The organism is Sphingobacterium anhuiense (genome assembly GCF_042686355.1).
GTDB classification, from domain to species: Bacteria; Bacteroidota; Bacteroidia; order Sphingobacteriales; family Sphingobacteriaceae; genus Sphingobacterium; species Sphingobacterium anhuiense.
This window is the reverse complement of record NZ_JBHUPE010000002.1, coordinates 231,332-252,056: the sequence shown is the minus strand read 5'-3', so window position 1 is coordinate 252,056 and position 20,725 is coordinate 231,332. Positions and strand designations below refer to the sequence as shown.

Below are 20,725 nucleotides of genomic sequence, written 5' to 3'. Positions count from 1 at the left end.
AATAGATTTCTTTTTTCTAAGATTCCTCTTCTAAGCGTGTTAACTCTTCGTAGTTATGATTCAGTTTTTTGAGCAATCTTCTGTAAACGATTTTATAGTAAAATTTTATAACGGTAATAAATATTAGAGTAATTAGAGCAATTATTACCGCTAGGAGAATTATCATTACAAAGTTAGCCCCCCAATATACATCTGCATCGATTTTTCTTATAATTATTTCTAAGAAAGCAATTACAAAAGCATATATAATGAAATATATATTAAATTTTATATAATTCTCGACGTGTTTTCTCGTGGTAATGATATTAATTAATAATTCTTTAGTACTGCTTTTATTGGATATGTTGGAGTACGAAGTAAAAAAACTATATATAAAATATCCTATACCAATATAAAATACCAGTTCTGACACATACCCTAAATATTGAAAAAAGACCGATTCCTCTCTTTCAGAACTTGGTAACATAAAAGATAAAATAATGCCTAAGCTCAATTCGATGAGACTGATAATAAATATCCATTTAACAATGGATGTAGAACTTCTATGGAGAATAGCTTTGATCTCAGATTGATTGAGTTTCATGAAATTTTCGTTTTCCTTCCACTGTTTTTTTAATTGATCTAACTCATCCATTACAAAGCCCCTTTCTTTTTTAAAATCTCTTTCAATTTTGTTTTTGTTCTGTTCATTTTAACGCGAGCATTCACTTCGCTGATGCCAAGTGTCTCAGCGATTTCTGTATAATCCCTATCTTCCAGATAAAGGTATATGAGTGCTTTTTCAATATCATTCAAATGGTGGATCGCTTCATATAAATATTGGAGCTGATCATCTTTTTCTGGATCGTATTCCTCGTATGATATTTTTTCTAAATTTTGGTCCCAGGGAATAATTGGTAAAGTCCTTTTTTTGTTTCTAAATAGGGATATCGCTGTATTTAGCCCAATTCGATATGCCCAAGTGCTAAATTTTGCCTCGCCTCGGAATTTAGGATAAGAATGCCAAAGCTGAATCGTTATTTCTTGAAAAAGATCTTTATGCATATCCTCTTGATCCGTATATATTTTACAGATTTTATGTACGATATTTTGATTTTTTTCTAAAAGGATGATAAACTCCTGTTCCAAATTCATATTCGATAAGTCGATAACTTCTGATTCTTGTTACAAAATATTGTAAGATTTTTTAATAACCTAAATGTTGCCGTTTAAAAAGTGGTAAATTCGTACAATGGCAAAGACAAAATCAGCATATTTCTGTCAAAGTTGTGGATTTGAATCCGCAAAATGGCTTGGGCAATGTCCTTCATGTAAGCAATGGAATTCTCTCGTAGAAGAAGTGGTAGAGAAATCAGGATCTAAAGTCCCTGAATGGCGCAGTACATCGGTAACATCGTCACCCAAGCGCGCAAATAAAGCGGCTGTTATTCATGAAATCGTCTATCAGGATGAATCACGTATCCTGACGCCCGATCAGGAGTTTAACCGTGTCTTGGGGGGAGGGATTGTTCCAGGTTCTTTGGTTTTAATCGGTGGAGAACCGGGTATTGGGAAATCTACGCTCATGTTGCAACTGGCATTATCCATTCCGCAGGTAAAGACGCTGTATATTTCAGGAGAAGAGAGTGAGCAACAGATTAAAATGCGGGCGGAACGGTTGTCGCAATCATCTAATGCGAATTGTTATATCTTAACAGAAACGTCTACACAAAATATTTTTAAACAGATAGAAGTTGTGCAACCCAATGTAATCGTTATCGATTCCATTCAGACCTTGCATTCTTCGCAGATAGAATCTGCGCCGGGTTCTGTGTCTCAGGTTCGGGAGTGTACAGCAGAGTTGTTGCGGTTTGCCAAAGAAACGAGTACTCCAGTTTTAATTGTTGGTCACATTACTAAAGATGGATCTATTGCGGGACCTAAAGTTTTAGAGCATATGGTCGATACTGTTTTACAGTTTGAGGGCGATCGGCATCACGTATATCGTATTTTGAGAGCTGTGAAGAATCGGTTTGGTTCGGCCTCAGAGCTGGGTATCTATGAAATGCAGGGATCAGGTCTGAGAGAGGTTTCCAATCCCTCTGAAATTATGATTTCGCAACGCGATGCTCCGGTTAGTGGGGTGTCTATAGCAGCAATGCTGGAGGGAGCACGTCCTATGATGATTGAGGTGCAGGCCTTGGTTAGTAATTCTGCTTTTGGAAATCCACAACGTACATCCACTGGATTTGATACTAAAAGATTAAGTATGTTACTTGCTGTCTTGGAGAAACGTTTTGGTTTTAGATTGAGTGCGCAAGATGTCTTCTTAAATATTGCAGGAGGACTAAGAGTGGAAGATCCTGCTATAGATCTAGCAGTCATCGTCGCTATTATTTCGTCACAACAGGATATTGCTGTAAAAACAAGCATCACTTTTGCTGGTGAAGTCGGGCTTTCTGGAGAAATTCGTGCTGTAAATCGAATCGAGCAGCGCATCGCTGAAGCTGAGAAATTAGGTTTTGAAGGAATCTTTATTTCTAAGTTTAATACAAAGGGGTTAGATCCTAAAAAGTATAATATCGCTATTCGTCCGGTTGCAACTCTAGAGGATGTATTCCGAGCTCTTTTTGGTTAACATGAGCTATAAATAGAAAAGGGAACGATATATAATCGCTCCCTTTTCTATTTATTTTAATACTTCTTTCAGTTTCTTATTCAACTCCTCACCATGTATATTTCTGGCTATGATTTTTCCAGAAGGATCAATCAGCACATTTTGTGGGATAGCTTTGACGCCGTATAATGTTCCAACATCATTTTGCCAACGCTTTAGGTCCGAAACATGTTTCCAATGTAACTTATCGGTATGAATGGCCTTTATCCAAGAGTTTCTGTCTCTATCAAAAGAAATTCCTAATATTTCGAAGTTTTTATCTTTAAAGGTCGCGTAAGTTTTGACTAAGTCAGGACTTTGCACCCGACAATCAGGACACCATGAAGCCCAAAAATCTAATAGCACAAACTTCCCTCTGAAATCGGTTAATTTAATAGGATTTCCTGTGGTATCATTCTGTGTAAACTCGGGAGCTAGTTTTCCGATTTCGACTCTCGAAAGTGCTTCAAGATAAGTTTTAAATTCCTGACCTTCTTGTGAATTTTTAACGTTTTTGCCTAAGGTGTTATATAAGCTTTGTAATTCTTGATATTCTGGCGTATAGCCACCAACTCTTCTTAAATCTACCAATGTAGAAATAGAATCTGGATTGGCTTTTACACGAGCGATATAATCCTCTTTAGTTAACTCTTTCTTCTGTGCGACCACTATAAGGGGTAAGCAAAATAAGAAGTATATAAAAAATTTTTTCATCATTATTTGAGCGTTTTGAATACAAATATAATATAATCTATCATTTAGGTAGATTATATTTGTTTTTTATACATTCTTTTTACAATTGATTGCTTAGCTATCCAAATCTTGTCATAATAATTGCTGAATTTTCATATTCAGTATCCTATATAATTAAATTACCAGTAAGATCTTTTCGGAAAAACGTTCTTTACGAGCTAAATACTTTTTGCCTAATGCGTTGCTTATAAAGGCTGTCAGTTAATTTATTAATGGTGAGGTTGCTAGTGTTTTAATAATCCGGAAGCTTTTGTAACTAAATTTATATACAAACAATGTTTAATTAAGTTAAACATTGTTTAGCAATTATATATATTTGCTTTCACTAATTAGAACCTTAATCCATCAAATTCTGCACAGTATTATGTTACCTTGCTTATTCATAAAAAACATATATGTATTCCATTATAGACAGCGATATGGTGAACGTACAGCAGTTTGTAATTTAAATGTTTTAAAGTCAAAGATTAATAAAAGCCTGCATCGCATAGCTGTTGAAAGCTTTAATAGGTTTATCAAAAATGCAATGTCTTACATGATGGGATTACTATTTGTTTCGGTTACGTTCCATATCATTGCATTGCCAGTCGCTGTTTACGGCCAAACTAAAAGTTATAATCAGTTTTGGAACGATTTTCAATTTGTGACACCAATAAAGGGAAAGTGGAGTAATGAAATAAATATTGGACAGGTATGGACTAGCCTATCAGGAGATGATGATCCTTTTCACTCCAATGCCCAGCTATATGCCAGGGTCTGGCTTCATTACTCGCTTTCAAAGTTTAAGCTTTCGGTATTTACTGGTTATAACCATAATCCGGAGATTAAGCTTATGGGGCAGGATGGACTTCCGGAAATCAGGTCTGCAGTGCAAGGGATTTATTATTTTAAAAAGACTCCATTTACATTATCAGGGCGGCTTAGGATAGAAGATCATCTTGATAGAAGGATTGAACAGGGATTTGACGAAAGTTTCCGGGTAAGAAGTCAGGTGAAATTGACAAAAACACTAAATGCAACGGAGATTGCAAAAGGATCAGTTTATCTCGTGGCTTCTGAAGAAGTTTTTACCCAGACGGCCACGGACGTTTTTAAGTATCCAAGGTTTGGAAGCAATAGGTTAACAATTGGTTGTGGATATGCCTTTACGAATGATTTTTTAGTTGAAATGGATTATTCTAATGATTACTATCCCAATAAGAATCATCAGCTTTCCTACCACACTGTACAGGTAAACTTGAGTTGCTACAACTGGCTTAAAAACTTAAAGAATACATTGCTCAAATAGTATTATGTTTAGTATGACATGCGATGTACCCATTTGAATAACGTAACGGAATTATCCATTGGAATGGCTTTCGCAAACTTTATACTCTTATCTGACGATGATCTGTTGTTCCTGTCAGTCGGATAGGTTCGTGTCTCAAAATTTTCTTAGGGTTATTTTGAACATTTAGATTATAAAAAATATAATCTATTGCTTTTGTAGATTATATTTGTTGTACATTAATTTGAGCAATTGATTGTGAACTATTCCAAAATATTATCTTAGCATTTGTTTATTCTGACTATAATGAATTCAACCTTTCAATCTAAGCTTCCACGTGTGGGAACAACAATTTTCAGTAAAATGTCTGCGCTCGCGCAACAGTATGGTGCACTAAATCTGGCACAGGGTTTTCCTGATTATGATACTGATCCACATTTAATCAATCTTGTAAAGGATTATATGAACGATGGGTTTAATCAATACGCATTAATGCCGGGAGCCTTACCCTTACGTGAAAAAATAGCCTTGAAAGTTATGAATACCCATCAGATAGAGGTCGACGTTCAGGATGAAATTACTGTAACAGCGGGAGGGACTCAAGCTATTTTCACTGCTATAGCTACAGTTGTTCATAAAGATGATGAGGTCATTATATTTGAACCAGCATATGATTGTTATGCCCCAACTGTTGAATTATTTGGAGGAAAGGTTATACCTGTTGTTCTTTTGGCACCTGATTTTACTATTGACTGGGATTATGTCAAAAGTCTAGTGAATGCCAGAACGAAACTGATTATTATTAACAACCCTAATAATCCAACTGGTCGACAACTGGAACTGGATGATATCGAAGCATTAGCTCAGATTGTAGCGTCGTCACAAGTATTTGTATTGAGCGACGAAGTGTATGAACACCTCGTATATGATGGCAAAAAGCCCTATTCTTTATTAGCGCATCCCTTGCTAAGGCAAAGAAGCTTTGTCATTGCATCTTTTGGAAAACTACTGCATGTAACTGGCTGGAAGGTGGGATACTGTATAGCACCCCTTGAATTAACGAGAGAATTTCGAAAAATCCATCAATACAATGTCTTTAGTGTCAATGGTGCAGTTCAAATGGCTATTGCCAAGTATCTGGAAGATTCACAAAGTTATTTAGGTTTAGGAGATTTCTTTGAACAGAAAAGAAACTTCCTGATTGCTGGAATATCATCTTCCAAATTTACCGTATTACCGAGCAACGGTACTTATTTTTTGAATGTTGATTACAGTTCAATTTCGCAGGAACAAGACCTCTTATTTGCGGAACGTATGATCGTCGAAAATAAGATCGGATTAATTCCGATTTCAGCGTTTTATACGGCAGATCCAAATCAGTATATTTTGCGGATTTGTTTTGCTAAAAGATCTGAAACGCTCATTCAAGCCATTGATTTACTTAATAATATTAGATAATACTTCAAATAAACGTTTTAGCAATCGTGTGCATTTGCATTTTTGCTATAAACGATTTAAAATCTTATAAAATATGGTGAATAAGCTACAATATTTTATAAATTTGTAATTCACCCTATCAATACTAATTCTAATAATGGCTAGATTAAATTTATTGGAAGAAACACGCTTTGAAAAAGTTCCTGTAAGTGTGTATCCTGATCCAAGCACAGCTTCCAAAGTTGTTGCAAAGCGTATTGCGGACATCATTCGCAAAAAGCAAGAGAATGGCGAAAATGCAATTTTAGGTCTTGCTACTGGTGCAACACCCGTTAAAGTTTACGCTGAATTAATCCGTTTACATAAAGAAGAAGGTTTAAGTTTCAAAAATGTCATCACGTTTAACTTGGATGAATATTATCCGATGCAGCCAGATGCCGCACAGAGTTATGTGACATTCATGAATAAGAATCTATTTGATCATGTTGATATTGAGAGAGCAAACGTTAATATTCCTGACGGAACATTAGCAGTAGATGCGATCAATGCCGCTTGTGAAGCTTATGAGCAAAAAATTACTGACTTAGGTGGTTTAGATATTCAAATTTTAGGAATTGGTCGTACAGGTCATATCGGTTTCAATGAGCCGGGATCTGCTCCTAATTCGGGTACACGTGTTGTCACATTAGATGATTTGACACGTCGTGATGCTTCTCGTGATTTTGGTGGTAAAGAAAATGTACCTCGTAAAGCAATTACGATGGGTGTCGGTACTATTTTTAAAGCGCGGGAGATCATTTTGATGGCCTGGAGTGGTAACAAAGCTGAAATCATTAAGAAAGCTGTAGAAGGTGAAATCTCATCAGAGATTCCAGCAACTTATTTGCAACTGTCTGATAATGTAGAATTCATTTTAGACACAGAATCAGCTTCGTTATTAACAAGATTCGATTTGCCTTGGTTGGCTGAAGATATTGAATGGACACCTGTTTTAATTAAAAAAGCAGTTGTTTGGTTGTCTTTAGAAATTAAGAAGCCTATTCTGAAACTGACAGAAGAAGATTATAATAATCATGGTATGGCTAAGTTGGTAACCCAATCAGGTCCTGCTTACAATATCAATATCCGTATTTTTAATGAATTGCAACATACCATTACTGGCTGGCCAGGTGGTAAACCAAATGTTGATGATTCACAAAGACCTGAGCGTGCTAATCCGGCTAAGAAAACTTCAATTGTATTCTCTCCGCACCCTGATGATGATGTAATCTCTATGGGTGGTACATTTATTCGTTTAGCAGATCAAGGACATGATGTTCATGTTGCTTATCAAACGTGTGGTAATACAGCTGTTTGGGATGATGATGTTATCCGCTATTTAGAATTTGCAGAAGATTTTGCAAAAGAGATGGGAATTGATGCATCAAAAATTTCAACGTTGTATAAAGAAAGCCGTGAGATTTTTGAAACTAAAAAACCAAACCAGATCGATACAGAGATTGTTCGTAAGATCAAAGCATTAATCCGTAAAGGAGAGGCTATTGCTGGCGCTCGTTTTGTAGGTTTACCAGATACAAATATCCATTTCCAAGACTTACCTTTTTACGATAGACAGAAATTCTCAAAAGATGTTTCTTTCGAAGATGATATCCAGCAAACAATGGAATTATTACGTCAGGTAAAGCCACATCAGGTATTTGCCGCTGGCGATTTTGCGGATCCACATGGAACACACAAAGTATGTTTTAATATTTTGTTTGAAGCATTAAGACGTTTAAAAGCGACTGATGAGTGGACTAAAGATTGTTGGTTATGGTTGTACCGTGGAGCGTGGCATGAATACCCAATTCATGAAATTGAAATGGCTGTTCCATTATCGCCACAAGAGGTATACCGCAAGCGTTTGGCTATCTTTAAGCACCAATCACAGAAAGATCTTCCAGTTTTCCCTGGAGATGATCCTCGTGAATTTTGGGTACGTGCAGAAGATCGTACCAGCGAAACTGCAGAATTATATGATCAATTGGGATTAGCTAATTACGAGGCAATCGAAGCTTTCGTAAGATGGGAATTCTAATTATATTAAATAACTAATAAAAGGCTCTCCGTTTTAGGAGAGCCTTTTTTGTTCTATATATACACTTTTTCATCAAAGCTGATTCAGCCTCTTCATTCGTATTTGCAAATTGTATTGATGATATAGCTTTAGTTGTACTGAGCTTATAATTTGCTAGTTTCCAGATGGGGCTTAGGTAGGTATAGATACTATTATGCTGGACTTATAGTGGTCAAGATACAAATCGGGATCCTATGGTTATCCTGCACAGGAAAAAGCCCATGATCATTGAAAATTTTTAGTGCATCTAATTGAGATTGCTTAAAGAATACAGAGCAATTCTAATTCTAAATCTAGATAGTAAGGTGATAAGTAGGCTATCCAATTGAATCTGATTGAATTTGGTAAAAAGCCAAAATATCTTTTAAAAGCAGTTGTAAAATGAGTGGCGTGTTTATAGCCGATTTTATTTGCAATGACAGCCACTTTATAATCTCCTTTCAGCAATAGTTCTTTCGCGTGGTTCATCTTATTTTTCAAGATGTAGCTTCGAATCGTCATTCCATACTGTTGTTTGAAATGCTGTTTAAGATATTGTTCATTGGTGCCAATGATTCTTGATAATTCTGGAATGGTATACGTATTGGATATGTTATCATCAATCAGCTTTTTTGCTTTTTCAACCTTCTTTATCTCTTCTAATCGAAGATTAACGGTATCTTTTTCTTGGAGATTGGAAATGAAAGTAAGCTGTTTGAAAAATATTTCAAGTACTTTCGATTTCTGTTGAATATTCCTTAAGTAAGCAGGGCCATTGACTTGCAACAGTTCAACAACGGAAGAATGGATCGCCACATCTTGTATTGTATGCGGCGTGTAGATTTGAATTAACTGGAAAAACCTGTGCTCTTCAGTCCCTAAACGATCAATAAAGTCTTTACTGTAGATAATAAATAGGCACTTACTATTTATTGCTAATGATTTAATTTCGATCAATGTATCCTTGGGCAAGTATTTCAAAAAGCTGTATCCTTCCTGTAGCTTAAATGATTCAGTAGCTGACGTGGTATAAAAGCTCGTTTCTTTTGTTGCAATTATACTTACATAGACATCCTCATGAATCTTGAATTTACAGCCTTTGTAGGGACTTAACTCATCAAAATGGATATGTTCTGATATTTTTTGAAGATTGTAATTATTATCTAGTACAGTACTAATCATTTTTAATTCAATAGTGCTATGATTTTTCGGAATGCGTCATCGTTATTTCCAATAACGTCTTTTCTGTATTTAGAAGAGCTTTATATTTGCGACGCTGTATTTATTTAGACTCGTTCTAAGCGAATATTCGAAGTTAAGAATTAATCTCAATTAATGAAAATTTTTTACACAACCTTTGTGCTTTTTATCCTAGCATTATCTGCCTCAGCACAAACAGGTACAATTAAAGGAATTATTTATCTAGCCGACAGCACTGTCGTTTCACATGCTACTATTCGTATAGAAAACAGCAACATTGTGGCAGTATCGTCTGTTAAGGGAGATTATGAATTTAAAAATGTTCCTTATGGTGAGCAAACAATATCTGTAAGTTCTGTTGAATTCCACTCGAAAAGAGTTAAGATCAATGTTCATAAAAAACTACAGAATCTTCATATCTATGTTGACCCTAAAGGTGATCGTTCTTTAGATGAAGTCCGAATAGAAAAAAAGTCAGTAAAAAAGGAGATTGAGACAAGTGGTTTTGCCGTTGCGGTGATTGAAACTAAGGAAGCTTCTTTACGAAATCTAACAACCAATGAATTACTGGATAGAGCAGTGGGAGTTCGTGTTCGCCAGAATGGAGGAGAAGGTTCGCCAATTGAATATAACCTCAATGGCATGTCGGGAAGTACTATTGGACTATTCTTGGATGGTATAGAGATCTCCACTTACGGATCCTCATTCAATTTGAATAATATCCCACCTTCCATGATTGAGCGTATTGAGGTATACAAAGGCGTGTTACCTTCACATTTAACAGGGAACTATATCGGAGGTGCCATCAATGTTATCATGAAAAAAGATGCCTCTTCAAATAATATTACAGCCGCAGTTTCTTATGGTTCATTTAATACCTACAGGGCAGATATTGGTGGATTATATAGAAATCAGAAAAATGGATTTACAGCTAGAGTATCGGGTTTTTACAGTCATTCAGATAATAACTACGAAATGTGGGGCAAATTTTCGAAATATACCAGACCCGGTGGAAGAGTAGACCGTTATTATCGAGTTAAACGTGCAAATGATGAATTTAAAACTGTAGGCGGACGTTTTGAATTCGGTTTTACAAATGTCAAGTGGGCAGATCAATTTTTCTTAGGGTATAATATTTCCGATTCCCATAAGGAGGTTCCACATGGTATTACGATGACCAAACCCTACTTTGGTCGTTTTAATGACTATCAAGCTCACGTATTTAGTTTAAACTACAATAAGAAAAATCTATTTATTGATGGACTATCGCTGAATGTGAATGCTGTTCATAGTAAACGAAATACATATTTGCAGGATACGGTGAGTTTGAGATATAACTGGGACGGAACTTTATTGGTGAAGAATTCAGAAGGTCCACCGGAAACTTATGGATATGAACCCGGCAAGGGACAACAGGGCGACGCTGTTATCTCTGATATCGATCGGACTATTTCTAATGTTCGTTCAAATTTAGCCTATACCATCTTTTCAGGGCAACGGATCTCATTGAACCATAAATTTGAAAAAACGAATAGAGAAGATAAGGATTTGTTAAATCCAGCACGTAGCCGCTGGATCACGAATAATAATACAACAACTAATATCTGGGGCCTGAATTACGAATCTGAGCTCTTAGATGGTAAATTAAGAACCAATATATTTGGTAAATATGCCTTATATCACACCGATCAGCGTACACCAACTGGTGAAAAGGATGGAACAATGGTATATGAACATAACAAAATAAAGAGAAACAATAAAGGTTTTGGCGGGACCCTATCATATGAGGCTGTAAAAAGAGGTTTTATTATTGTCTCGGCCGAAAAATCTTTCATTATGCCTACAGACCGTCATGTTTATGGAGAACCTGAGAGCAACGTTTTGGCTAATCCGGATATTTTGCCTGAACGTGCCATTAATTATAATCTTGGCGCTCGATATGGAGCACTTGAAGTAGGTAAACATAAGTTGTCATTATATGGAAATATGTTCTGGCGCAACGGTTATGATAAAATTATTCAGCAGACTCGAACAGAGGAAGTCGTAGAGGGAAGAGAAGGACAGGTCGAGGATATTCAGGTAACGCAATTTGTTAATCTTTCTAAAACGCAATCAATTGGATATGAGGCAGAGGTTAACTATGTTTTCGATAATCGGTTAAATGCTATGGTAAATTTCTCCAAATTCAATTCATTATTTAAAGTGAAGTCGGATGAAATGGGCAATCCACATAGTTTGTATGACAAACAAATTCCTAATGAACCATTTTTCACTGTAAATGGTAATGTGCAGTATCGCATGAACAATATCCTTCAAAAGAAATCAGTGGTTAATTTATATTACAATGTGGGCTATGTAGCTCCGTTTAGTACCATTTGGATTGAATCGGAGTGGTTTACAACACCAACTCAACTCGCGCATGATTTAGGAGCAAGTTACCGTTTTCCTAGCGGTAAGCTGGTTGCGAGTTTAGACTGTAAAAATGTATTGAATGCTGAGCTGTATGACAACTTTGGTGTTCAAAAACCTGGAAGAGCTTTTTATATTAAATTAAATTATACGATCAATAAATTTTAAATACAAAAATTCACATGAAAACGAAATTTTTTAAGACAGCGGTACTTGGTACTGCAATCGCAATCGGTGCTTTAACCTCTTGTAAAAAAAGTGACGGTGTTGATGCTGGTCAACAGGCATCAGGACCAGATGTGGCAGACCGTAAATATATTACATTAACAGGTGCATTTCCAGATGCTGAAGGAACAGCAGGAAATGGTGGTACGATGGCATTTGCGATCACGCCGGAACAAGCAAAAGATGCAAATTTTGAAGTGAATGTCTTTGCCAATGGATATGGCTTAAGATCGCAGCGTACGGCGCGGGTGCAGGGCTCTGTCAATGGAAATTTCTTATACAATATTCAATACACAGGTAATGACGGAGGAATTTTTAATAAATACAAAGTTGAAGGAGGTAAGAGCTTTGTTGATACACGTGAAGAAGTGAATACTGAACCTATTTTGGGTACAGCACCTCGTTGGGTAGTTGCAGCAGAAGGTATTGGCGTTGGTGTATATGCATCTTCTAAAGTTACAGGTTCGAAAGAGGGCGCAGGTGCAGATTTTGTTAATGTTGCAAGTACTGCAAAAATTGCTGTGTTGAATTTGAATGATCCTCAGATTACCCGTCAGACAGAATTTACAATTCCGTTTACTGCAGAGCAAACAAAAGCAGGTTATCAAATCGGTCGTATCGATGTGCCAATTTTGAATGCCTCAAAAACAAAAATCTTTATCGGCTGTAATTTAACAAGAACAGATGTAACTAAACAATCTACGGTTAATGGCGACGGAAATCAGGTATGGACGTCAGGAAAAAATGAATTGGGTACTGCAACTTTAGTTGTGGATTATCCTTCTTTAAACAATCCAAAATTGATTTATGCTGCTAATGGTAAAGCGAACAATCACTCATACCGTACTATGACGCAATACTTGGGTACTGATGGAAATATTTACCAAGCAACGGCTACTTCCGGATCACAAATTTTAAGAATAAACGGCTCTACAGGAACTTATGATAATGCTTATAATTTTGATTTAAAAACAGCTTTAGGAACAAGTAATAATGTTGCTATCCGTGCATGGAGACATGTGAAAAATAATATCGGTCTGGTTTTGTATACAGAAACAGGTGTTGATGGTGGTTACTTGGCTTTAATTGATTTAACGGCTAATACAGCAGTGAAATTGGCTACTGAAAACCAAACTAATATCGGATTCTCTGGTAGATCGGCTGATAAAGTAACTGGTGTAACAGCTATAACAGGAACTTTTGGTCAATTCCAGAATATCGGTGTGATCGGGGATCTGGCATATGTTCCGATGACTCCAAATGGTGTCGATGGTCATATTTATATCATTGATACAAAAACAAAACAGATCACAAAAGGAGCTAAATTAAAGAATCAATCAGGTAGTTTCTATTTAGGAGCTTACTAGTATAAATTGTATTTTAGTTATGAATTAGGAAAGGTTATATAACCTTTCCTAATTTTTTATTTTAAAACCATACCCTAAACAGTAAAATATGAAAGCAACAAGAACGGAAAAATCTAATTGGCAGAAAATCAGAAAACTCTTTAACGATCTACATCTTTGGTTTGGGCTTATTAGCGGTATCGTCGTTTTTGTCGTGTGTTTAACAGGAACTGTATATGTCTACAATACGGAGATTCGAGAGGCAGCAGCACCACAGTATTATCAGGTTGCTTCAGCTGGAAAGCAAAAGATAAACACTGATTCATTATTGCGTATTTCTAAAGATAATATCAAGGGTAAAGTTGTTGGTATTAAAATACCATTTGATCAGGAGCGAACTGTAGCAATTTTATATAATAAACCAAAAAAAGATTTTGAAGGTAAAGAGTCTTCTGCAAAGGACAATGGACCGTCTATTTCTGTTGATAAGAAATCAGGAGAAGGAAAAGCTAATGATAAGTTGGCGGACTCCAAAAAGGAAGAACCGAAGAAAGAGGCTGGACGTAAACCAAGAGCAAATCAAATGATGGTTAATCCTTATACAGGTGAATTAATTGGTGATGTCGGAGAGATTAAAAATGGCACCAATGACATGATGCAGGTTATGTTCGGATTACACCGCTGGTTGCTCTTAAATGAGATCAAAGAACCAATTTTTGATGGGATTGAGAATAGAAAATTAGGTAGCTGGATCACAGGAACTGCTACTTTATTATTTCTATTGGGCGTCATTAGTGGAATGATCATCTGGTTTCCAAATAAGTTAAGGGGATGGAAAAATGGCTTATCGATAAAATGGTCAGGAAACTGGAAGCGAATCAACCATGATATTCACAATACACTAGGTTTTTATAGCTGTATCATTTTGTTTTTGATGAGTGTCACCGGACCATTTTGGTCATTTGACTGGTACCGCACAGGCTGGCAAAAAACTTGGGGGACTTATGAAGCGTCTTCCGAAAAGAAGGAGGAAAAGACTAAGCTTGTCTCTATCTATCCAATAACGGGGAAAAGAGTAATGACGATTGATGAAACTTTGATTGCTATCAATAAAGTTCTTCCTTACGATGGCGATGTGACGATTAACTTTCCTAAAGATAGCACAGGAACAATTAGTGTATTGAAGAATAAAGTGGGATTTTTTGCACCATCAGCAGGCGATAAACTTACTTTGGATCAGTATACGGGTGAAATTTTGGAAAAAGAAATTTTCGTTGAAAAAACTTTTTCACAAAGGGCATCGGCATCTGTAAAAGCATTACATATCGGCGATATATACGGACCTTTTACAAAAATAATTTATTTTATTTCCTGCTTAATCGCCACCTCATTACCAGTAACAGGTGTATTTATTTGGATTAATAAGATGAAGAAAAAACCTAAACGCAAATAGCTATTATTTAGGTATTCATAGTAAAGGCCAATCGATATCGATTGGCCTTTATTCGTATTTTAGATACATATCGCATTTGTGACTATTGTAACTTTCTTACTTCTAAATGTAGAATTGTGAATAGTGGCACATGATCCTATATTTTTTTAATCTTTGCTAGGAAACATTTTTCCAATGATCATTTCTAGCACCGCTACTACAATTGCAAAGAGCGCTGCTGTCCAGAAGCCCGAAACATCAAATTTAGATCCGAGTAATGAATCTGTTAATAATATCATAAGTACGGTAATGATAAAAGAAACTAGTCCCAGTGTTAACCAATTTAATGGAAAAGTGAACAATCTTAAAATTGAACCAACAGTGGCATTAACAAATCCAATAACAAGACCTGTTATGATAGCCCAAAGAAAGCTGGCAACATGTACTCCTGGAGATATGTAGGCTGCTAACGCAATCACTACACCTGTAATAAGTAGGCTAATAATGAATTTCATGATATTTATAATTTTAAGTTAATCTTACAAAATTATCATCAAATGCGGTGCCAAATTGTACTCCCAAACGATCGTTTGCTATTCGTCTCTCCCAAATTAAACTTTTGGTACTTTAATGTGTTTAATATAATTAATTGCATATATGTTATGCTTGCATAATATAAATTTTGTAAATTCACATAAACAATTATAACAGAGACAATATGAAAAAGATGATCATGACACTGATGCTGGTATTTACGTCAGTATTAATTTTTGCACAATCTGACCCAATTATTGGAAAATGGCAGAATCCCAGTGGAGAGGGTAGAATAGAAATCTACAAAAAGGGTGAAAAGTATTTTGGTAAACTATATTGGTTGAAAGAGCCAAATGATGCACAGGGAAATATTAAAAAGGATATTAAAAATCCAGATAAAAGTTTGCAAAGCAGACAGGTTCAGGGCTTAGAGATTTTGACCAACTTTTCAAAAGATGGTAATGTCTATCAAGACGGTAAAATATATGATCCAAAAACAGGAAAAACCTATAGCTGTAAAATGACCTTACAAGGAACAGATAAGTTAGATATCAGGGGCTATGTGGGCGTCAGTTTATTTGGACGTACCGAATCATGGAAAAGGGTGAACTAAAGCTGTGGTTAAAAATAAAAAGCGCTACTTATTTATAAGGGCGCTTTTTATTTTAGGGGCTTTAATTATTAAAAACATTGTAAAATTAATTTAATAGCAGTAATTTCAGCAATCTAAATATTAACGATAGAATTGCTATGGCTGTTAAAATGTCCTATTCAGAGAATATAAAACTTGCTCTCCAATCCATTGTAGGCAATAAGTTGCGCACATTTCTGACAGCACTGATTATCGCAATAGGCATTACGGCACTTATAGGTGTTTTAACATCTATAGATGCGATTAAATCGTCTTTAACAGACTCCTTTTCTTCAATGGGGTCCAATTCATTTAATATTCGAAATCGCGGTCTGAATGTCCGTATTGGAAATAGCGGTGAGCAGTCGAAGGTATATTCGTCCATTACATACCGAGAAGCGGTCAGCTTTAAGGAACAATATAAGTTTGACGCGGTCACCTCGCTCAATGTGAATGTTTCATGGGCAGCAACAGCAAAATATAAATCAGAAAAAACAAATCCTAATATCGGTGTCATCGGATCTGATGAATCCTATTTAAAAACATCCGGATATAACTTGTCTATTGGTCGTAATTTTACGAATCAGGAAGTTTATAAAGGAAGTCCTGTTGTCATTATCGGTGATGAGATATATCAAAAATTATTTAAAGGCACCATCAATCCGATAGGTGAATTTATGACAATCGGTGGGGTGCGCTATCAAGTAATCGGAGTATTAAAAAATAAGGGATCAAGCGCTGGTATGGGCGCTGATAAGGCCTGTTTGATACCTTTGGTAAAAGCAAGAACAGTAATGGGTGGTGTTGAGCCTTCTTATACCATTACGATATCGGTTAATGATCCGGTCCGCTTAGAAGCCGCAGTAGGAGAGGCTACTATTGTGTTCCGTAATATACGTGGGTTGACAGCTAAACAAACATCTGATTTTGAAATCACGAAATCTGATGCGGTTGCACAGATCTTACTTCAAAATATGGTTATCATTACAATGGGAGCAATCGTGATTGCATTAATCACATTAATAGGAGCTTCCATCGGTTTAATGAATATTATGCTGGTTTCTGTAACAGAGCGGACACGTGAGATTGGAATTCGTAAGGCAATTGGAGCAACCCCTTCGGTGATACGTAAACAGTTCTTAATAGAAGCAGTTGTTATCTGTTTAATTGGTGGGGCCGCAGGAATTATATTGGGCATCGTCATCGGCAACCTGCTAGCATTACAATTGGGTGCATCATTTATTGTTCCTTGGAATTGGATCATATTAGGTTTTACTGTTTGTGTTCTGGTGGGTATGCTCTCAGGCTATTATCCTGCATCAAAAGCTTCAAAATTAGATCCTGTAGAGGCATTGCGTTATGAATAGTAAAATTGTGCAAACGGTTTCACATACTTTTGAGGCATTAATAACATAAACTTCATTTATAAGTGGAGTAAATGCTCTTATAAAATCTTATTATTGTAGAAAATTTTGAATTATTATGTATAAAACTCTTCAACCTGCATTGCAGAAAGAATTAGCAGCTATCAAAGAAGCTGGTTTGTATAAAGAAGAACGCGTAATTACTACGCCTCAAGGTGCTGATATTAAAGTAAGCACTGGTGAAGAAGTCATCAATTTTTGTGCAAATAACTATTTAGGATTATCATCACATCCTAAAGTAACTGAAGCAGCAAAAAAAGCAATTGATTCACATGGATATGGAATGTCATCAGTACGTTTTATTTGTGGAACACAGGATATTCACAAAGAGTTGGAAGCAAAAATTTCTAAATTTTTAGGGACAGAAGATACTATTTTATATGCGGCTGCATTTGATGCCAATGGCGGCGTATTCGAACCTTTATTAGGTGCAGAAGATGCGATCATTTCAGATGAATTGAATCATGCATCTATTATCGATGGTGTCCGTTTGTGTAAAGCACAACGTTTCCGTTATAAAAACGCGGATATGGCAGATTTAGAAGCTCAGTTACAAGCGGCTTCTGGCGCGCGTCACCGTATTATCGTTACAGATGGAGCATTCTCTATGGACGGTTCGGTAGCCCCATTAGATCAGATCTGTGATCTAGCAGATAAATATGAAGCATTAGTGATGATCGATGAGTCACACTGTACAGGTTTTATTGGTAAAACTGGACGTGGTACGCATGAATTATATAATGTAATTGATCGCGTTGATATCATTACTGGAACATTAGGTAAAGCATTAGGTGGTGCATCTGGTGGTTTTACTTCTGGTCGTAAAGAAATTATTGATATGTTACGTCAGCGTTCTCGTCCATACTTGTTCTCTAATACTTTAGCGCCAGCTATTGCAGGAGCTTCTGTGGCAGTTTTAGACATGCTAAGTGAGACAACAGACTTGCGTGACAAATTAGAAGCAAATACAGCTTATTTCCGCGAAAAAATGACAGCGGCAGGTTTTGATATTAAGCCGGGATTTCACCCTATTGTACCTGTTATGCTGTATGATGCAAAATTAGCACAAGAATTTGCAACCAGAATGTTGGCAGAAGGAATCTATGTAATTGGTTTCTATTACCCTGTTGTTCCACAAGGAAAAGCACGTATCCGTGTTCAGATTTCGGCAGGTCATGAGATCAGTCATTTGGATAAAGCAATAGCAGCATTCATAAAAGTTGGAAAAGATTTAGCTGTAATCAAATAAAATACACATAGTTATATGAATTTATGATGCAAAATACTTATCTTTGCACCCTGAATTTAAAACAAATTTACTTGCTGGATGCAAAATATTAGAAATATAGCGATTATCGCTCACGTCGATCACGGTAAAACTACGTTGGTAGACAAAATCTTACACTTCACAAATCTTTTTAGAGATAATGATGGTACAGGTGATTTAATTCTAGATAATAACGATCTAGAGCGTGAACGCGGTATTACAATCGTTGCTAAAAACGTTTCTGTTCAATACAAAGGTGTGAAAATCAACGTTATTGACACTCCTGGTCACGCCGATTTCGGTGGTGAGGTTGAGCGTGTCTTGAAGATGGCTGATGGTGTTGTGTTATTAGTAGATGCTTTTGAAGGTCCTATGCCTCAAACTCGTTTCGTTACACAAAAAGCTTTAGCTTTAGGCTTGAAACCTTTAGTAGTTGTTAATAAAGTAGACAAAGAAAACTGTCGTCCTGAAGAAGTATATGAAAATGTATTTGATTTATTCTTTAGCTTAGATGCTACTGAAGAGCAATTGGCGTTTCCAGTATTATACGGTTCTTCTAAAAATGGTTGGATGTCAACAGATTGGAAAGAGCCTAAAGAAGATGTATCTGAATTGTTAGATGCAATCATCTCTCACTTCCCACCATCTCCTTTTAATGAAGGTACTTTGCAAATGCAAATCACATCTTTAGATTACTCTACTTTCGTAGGTCGTATCGCTATTGGTCGTGTTGCACGTGGAACAATTAAAGAAAACCAACCTATTTCATTGATGAAACGCGATGGTAAAATCGTTAAATCTCGTGTAAAAGAGTTACATACGTTTGAAGGTTTAGGTCGTCGTCGTGTTACAGAAGTTGCTTGTGGTGATATCTGTGCTGTAGTTGGTATCGAAGGTTTTGATATCGGTGATACTATTGCGGATTTCGAAAACCCAGAGCAATTAGAGGTTATTCATATTGATGAGCCTACAATGAACATGTTGTTCACGATTAATAACTCTCCTTTCTTTGGTAAAGAAGGTAAATTAGTTACTTCTCGTCACATCCATGATCGTTTACAAAAAGAATTAGAGAAAAACTTAGCATTACGTGTAGTTCCTACTGAATCTCCTGATGCATGGTTAGTATATGGTCGTGGTATTCTCCATTTATCTGTATTGATCGAAACAATGCGTCGCGAAGGTTACGAATTGCAAGTAGGTCAGCCACAAGTTATCTTGAAAGAAATTGATGGTAAGAAATGTGAGCCAGTCGAAGTATTGGTAGTAGATGTTCCTGCTGAAGTTTCTGGTAAAGTAATCGAATTGGTAACACAACGTAAAGGTGAGTTATTGATTATGGAGACTAAAGGTGAAATGCAACACTTAGAGTTCGAAATCCCTTCTCGTGGTATCATCGGTTTACGTAACAACGTATTGACTGCTACTGCTGGTGAAGCTGTTATGGCTCACCGTTTGAAAGGTTACGAGCCTTGGAAAGGTACAATCCCTGGACGTCAACATGGTGTATTGATCTCTTTAGATAAAGGTACTACAACAGCTTATTCTATCGATAAATTACAAGATCGTGGTAAATTCTTCGTTGATCCAGGAGTAGATATCTATGAAGGACAAATTTTAGGAGAGCATATCCGTGATAATGATTTAACAATCAATATCGTTAAAGCGAAACAATTAACGAATATGCGTGCTTCTGGTACTGATGATAATACGCGTATCGCACCAGCTATCAAATTCTCTTTAGAGGAATCAATGGAGTATATCCAAGGTGACGAATATATTGAGGTTACTCCTCAGTCTATCCGTTTACGTAAGATCTACTTAACAGAAGGTGAACGTAAAGTGAACAAAAAATTCTAAGCTTATCTTAGAATCAAAATAATTGAAAAGCCTTCGAGAAATCGGAGGCTTTTTTTGTAATATCCCTTTTTCATAAAGTGGTTGTAAATCCTCCTTTATCTGTTTTGAAGAAGTCTTACTGGAATTCTTTTTAGATTTTCTAGATCAATTAGCTCGGCAATAATCTATCTTTTTTGTAATAAAATCAATGCAAAGTAGCTAATGTCAATA

16 protein-coding genes are annotated in these 20,725 nt (G+C 36.2%); 11 read left to right on the top strand and 5 right to left on the bottom strand.

Features of this window, described 5'->3' with window-relative positions; all coding sequences use genetic code 11:
• Positions 1 to 16 precede the first annotated feature (16 nt).
• Entirely contained in the window at positions 17 to 634 is a 618-nt protein-coding gene (locus ACFS6I_RS04280; RefSeq protein ID WP_380918388.1) for a hypothetical protein, read from the bottom strand.
• Positions 634 to 1,134 carry an RNA polymerase sigma factor gene (locus tag ACFS6I_RS04275; RefSeq protein WP_132844881.1) on the bottom strand — a complete coding sequence of 167 codons (501 nt, stop codon included), beginning with the start codon at positions 1,132 to 1,134 and terminating at the stop codon, positions 634 to 636. Before ACFS6I_RS04275 ends, ACFS6I_RS04280 begins: the two co-directional genes overlap by 1 nt.
• A gap of 97 nt (positions 1,135 to 1,231) precedes the next feature.
• Between ACFS6I_RS04275 and radA the strand changes: the two genes are divergently transcribed.
• Positions 1,232 to 2,617 carry a DNA repair protein RadA gene (gene radA, locus ACFS6I_RS04270; protein ID WP_380918386.1) on the top strand — a complete coding sequence of 462 codons (1,386 nt, stop codon included), beginning with the start codon at positions 1,232 to 1,234 and terminating at the stop codon, positions 2,615 to 2,617.
• A gap of 51 nt (positions 2,618 to 2,668) precedes the next feature.
• Here the strand turns inward: radA and ACFS6I_RS04265 are convergent, their stop codons facing one another.
• Positions 2,669 to 3,352 carry a peroxiredoxin family protein gene (locus ACFS6I_RS04265; protein WP_380918384.1) on the bottom strand — a complete coding sequence of 228 codons (684 nt, stop codon included), beginning with the start codon at positions 3,350 to 3,352 and terminating at the stop codon, positions 2,669 to 2,671.
• A 571-nt stretch (positions 3,353 to 3,923) separates the two neighbouring features.
• On the opposite strand from ACFS6I_RS04265, the gene ACFS6I_RS04260 reads away from it, so the two are divergent.
• The 3 genes from ACFS6I_RS04260 (at position 3,924) to nagB (ending at position 8,169) form a co-directional block, all read left to right on the top strand.
• Positions 3,924 to 4,676: a DUF2490 domain-containing protein gene (locus ACFS6I_RS04260; RefSeq protein WP_380918382.1), complete on the top strand. Its 753-nt coding sequence runs from the start codon at positions 3,924 to 3,926 to the stop codon at positions 4,674 to 4,676.
• Between the two features lie 285 nt (positions 4,677 to 4,961).
• Positions 4,962 to 6,113, top strand: coding sequence for a methionine aminotransferase (locus ACFS6I_RS04255; RefSeq protein ID WP_380918380.1), 1,152 nt, complete (start codon positions 4,962 to 4,964; stop codon positions 6,111 to 6,113).
• 136 nt (positions 6,114 to 6,249) lie between these two features.
• A complete protein-coding gene (nagB, locus tag ACFS6I_RS04250) occupies positions 6,250 to 8,169 on the top strand; it encodes a glucosamine-6-phosphate deaminase (RefSeq protein WP_132771692.1) in 1,920 nt (639 codons plus the stop codon).
• A gap of 300 nt (positions 8,170 to 8,469) precedes the next feature.
• Here the strand turns inward: nagB and ACFS6I_RS04245 are convergent, their stop codons facing one another.
• Complete coding sequence (locus tag ACFS6I_RS04245; protein WP_380918378.1) at positions 8,470 to 9,369, bottom strand: helix-turn-helix transcriptional regulator; 900 nt, start codon at positions 9,367 to 9,369, stop codon at positions 8,470 to 8,472.
• Positions 9,370 to 9,522: 153 nt separating this feature from the next.
• On the opposite strand from ACFS6I_RS04245, the gene ACFS6I_RS04240 reads away from it, so the two are divergent.
• The 3 genes from ACFS6I_RS04240 (at position 9,523) to ACFS6I_RS04230 (ending at position 14,820) form a co-directional block, all read left to right on the top strand.
• A complete protein-coding gene (locus ACFS6I_RS04240) occupies positions 9,523 to 11,964 on the top strand; it encodes a TonB-dependent receptor (protein ID WP_380918377.1) in 2,442 nt (813 codons plus the stop codon).
• A gap of 14 nt (positions 11,965 to 11,978) precedes the next feature.
• Positions 11,979 to 13,388 (top strand): hypothetical protein, encoded by a 1,410-nt coding sequence (locus tag ACFS6I_RS04235; RefSeq protein ID WP_183916422.1) that lies wholly within the window; start codon positions 11,979 to 11,981, stop codon positions 13,386 to 13,388.
• 88 nt (positions 13,389 to 13,476) lie between these two features.
• On the top strand, positions 13,477 to 14,820 hold the full coding sequence (locus ACFS6I_RS04230; RefSeq protein ID WP_380918375.1) for a PepSY-associated TM helix domain-containing protein: 1,344 nt from the start codon (positions 13,477 to 13,479) through the stop codon (positions 14,818 to 14,820).
• A 146-nt stretch (positions 14,821 to 14,966) separates the two neighbouring features.
• Here ACFS6I_RS04230 and ACFS6I_RS04225 read toward each other — a convergent pair whose 3' ends face one another.
• On the bottom strand, positions 14,967 to 15,314 hold the full coding sequence (locus ACFS6I_RS04225) for a phage holin family protein (protein WP_021190846.1): 348 nt from the start codon (positions 15,312 to 15,314) through the stop codon (positions 14,967 to 14,969).
• A gap of 203 nt (positions 15,315 to 15,517) precedes the next feature.
• Here ACFS6I_RS04225 and ACFS6I_RS04220 point away from each other — a divergent pair, with 203 nt between their 5' ends.
• From ACFS6I_RS04220 to typA, 4 genes are all read left to right on the top strand, one after another.
• Positions 15,518 to 15,946, top strand: coding sequence for a DUF2147 domain-containing protein (locus ACFS6I_RS04220; RefSeq protein WP_132843423.1), 429 nt, complete (start codon positions 15,518 to 15,520; stop codon positions 15,944 to 15,946).
• A gap of 137 nt (positions 15,947 to 16,083) precedes the next feature.
• The gene (locus ACFS6I_RS04215; RefSeq protein ID WP_132771686.1) at positions 16,084 to 17,331 is read left to right on the top strand and encodes an ABC transporter permease; all 1,248 of its coding nucleotides are present in this window, start codon (positions 16,084 to 16,086) and stop codon (positions 17,329 to 17,331) included.
• A gap of 115 nt (positions 17,332 to 17,446) precedes the next feature.
• On the top strand, positions 17,447 to 18,637 hold the full coding sequence (gene kbl / locus ACFS6I_RS04210; RefSeq protein ID WP_183916417.1) for a glycine C-acetyltransferase: 1,191 nt from the start codon (positions 17,447 to 17,449) through the stop codon (positions 18,635 to 18,637).
• 78 nt (positions 18,638 to 18,715) lie between these two features.
• Positions 18,716 to 20,515 (top strand): translational GTPase TypA, encoded by a 1,800-nt coding sequence (gene typA, locus ACFS6I_RS04205; RefSeq protein WP_132843429.1) that lies wholly within the window; start codon positions 18,716 to 18,718, stop codon positions 20,513 to 20,515.
• The last annotated feature ends 210 nt before the right edge of the window (positions 20,516 to 20,725 follow it).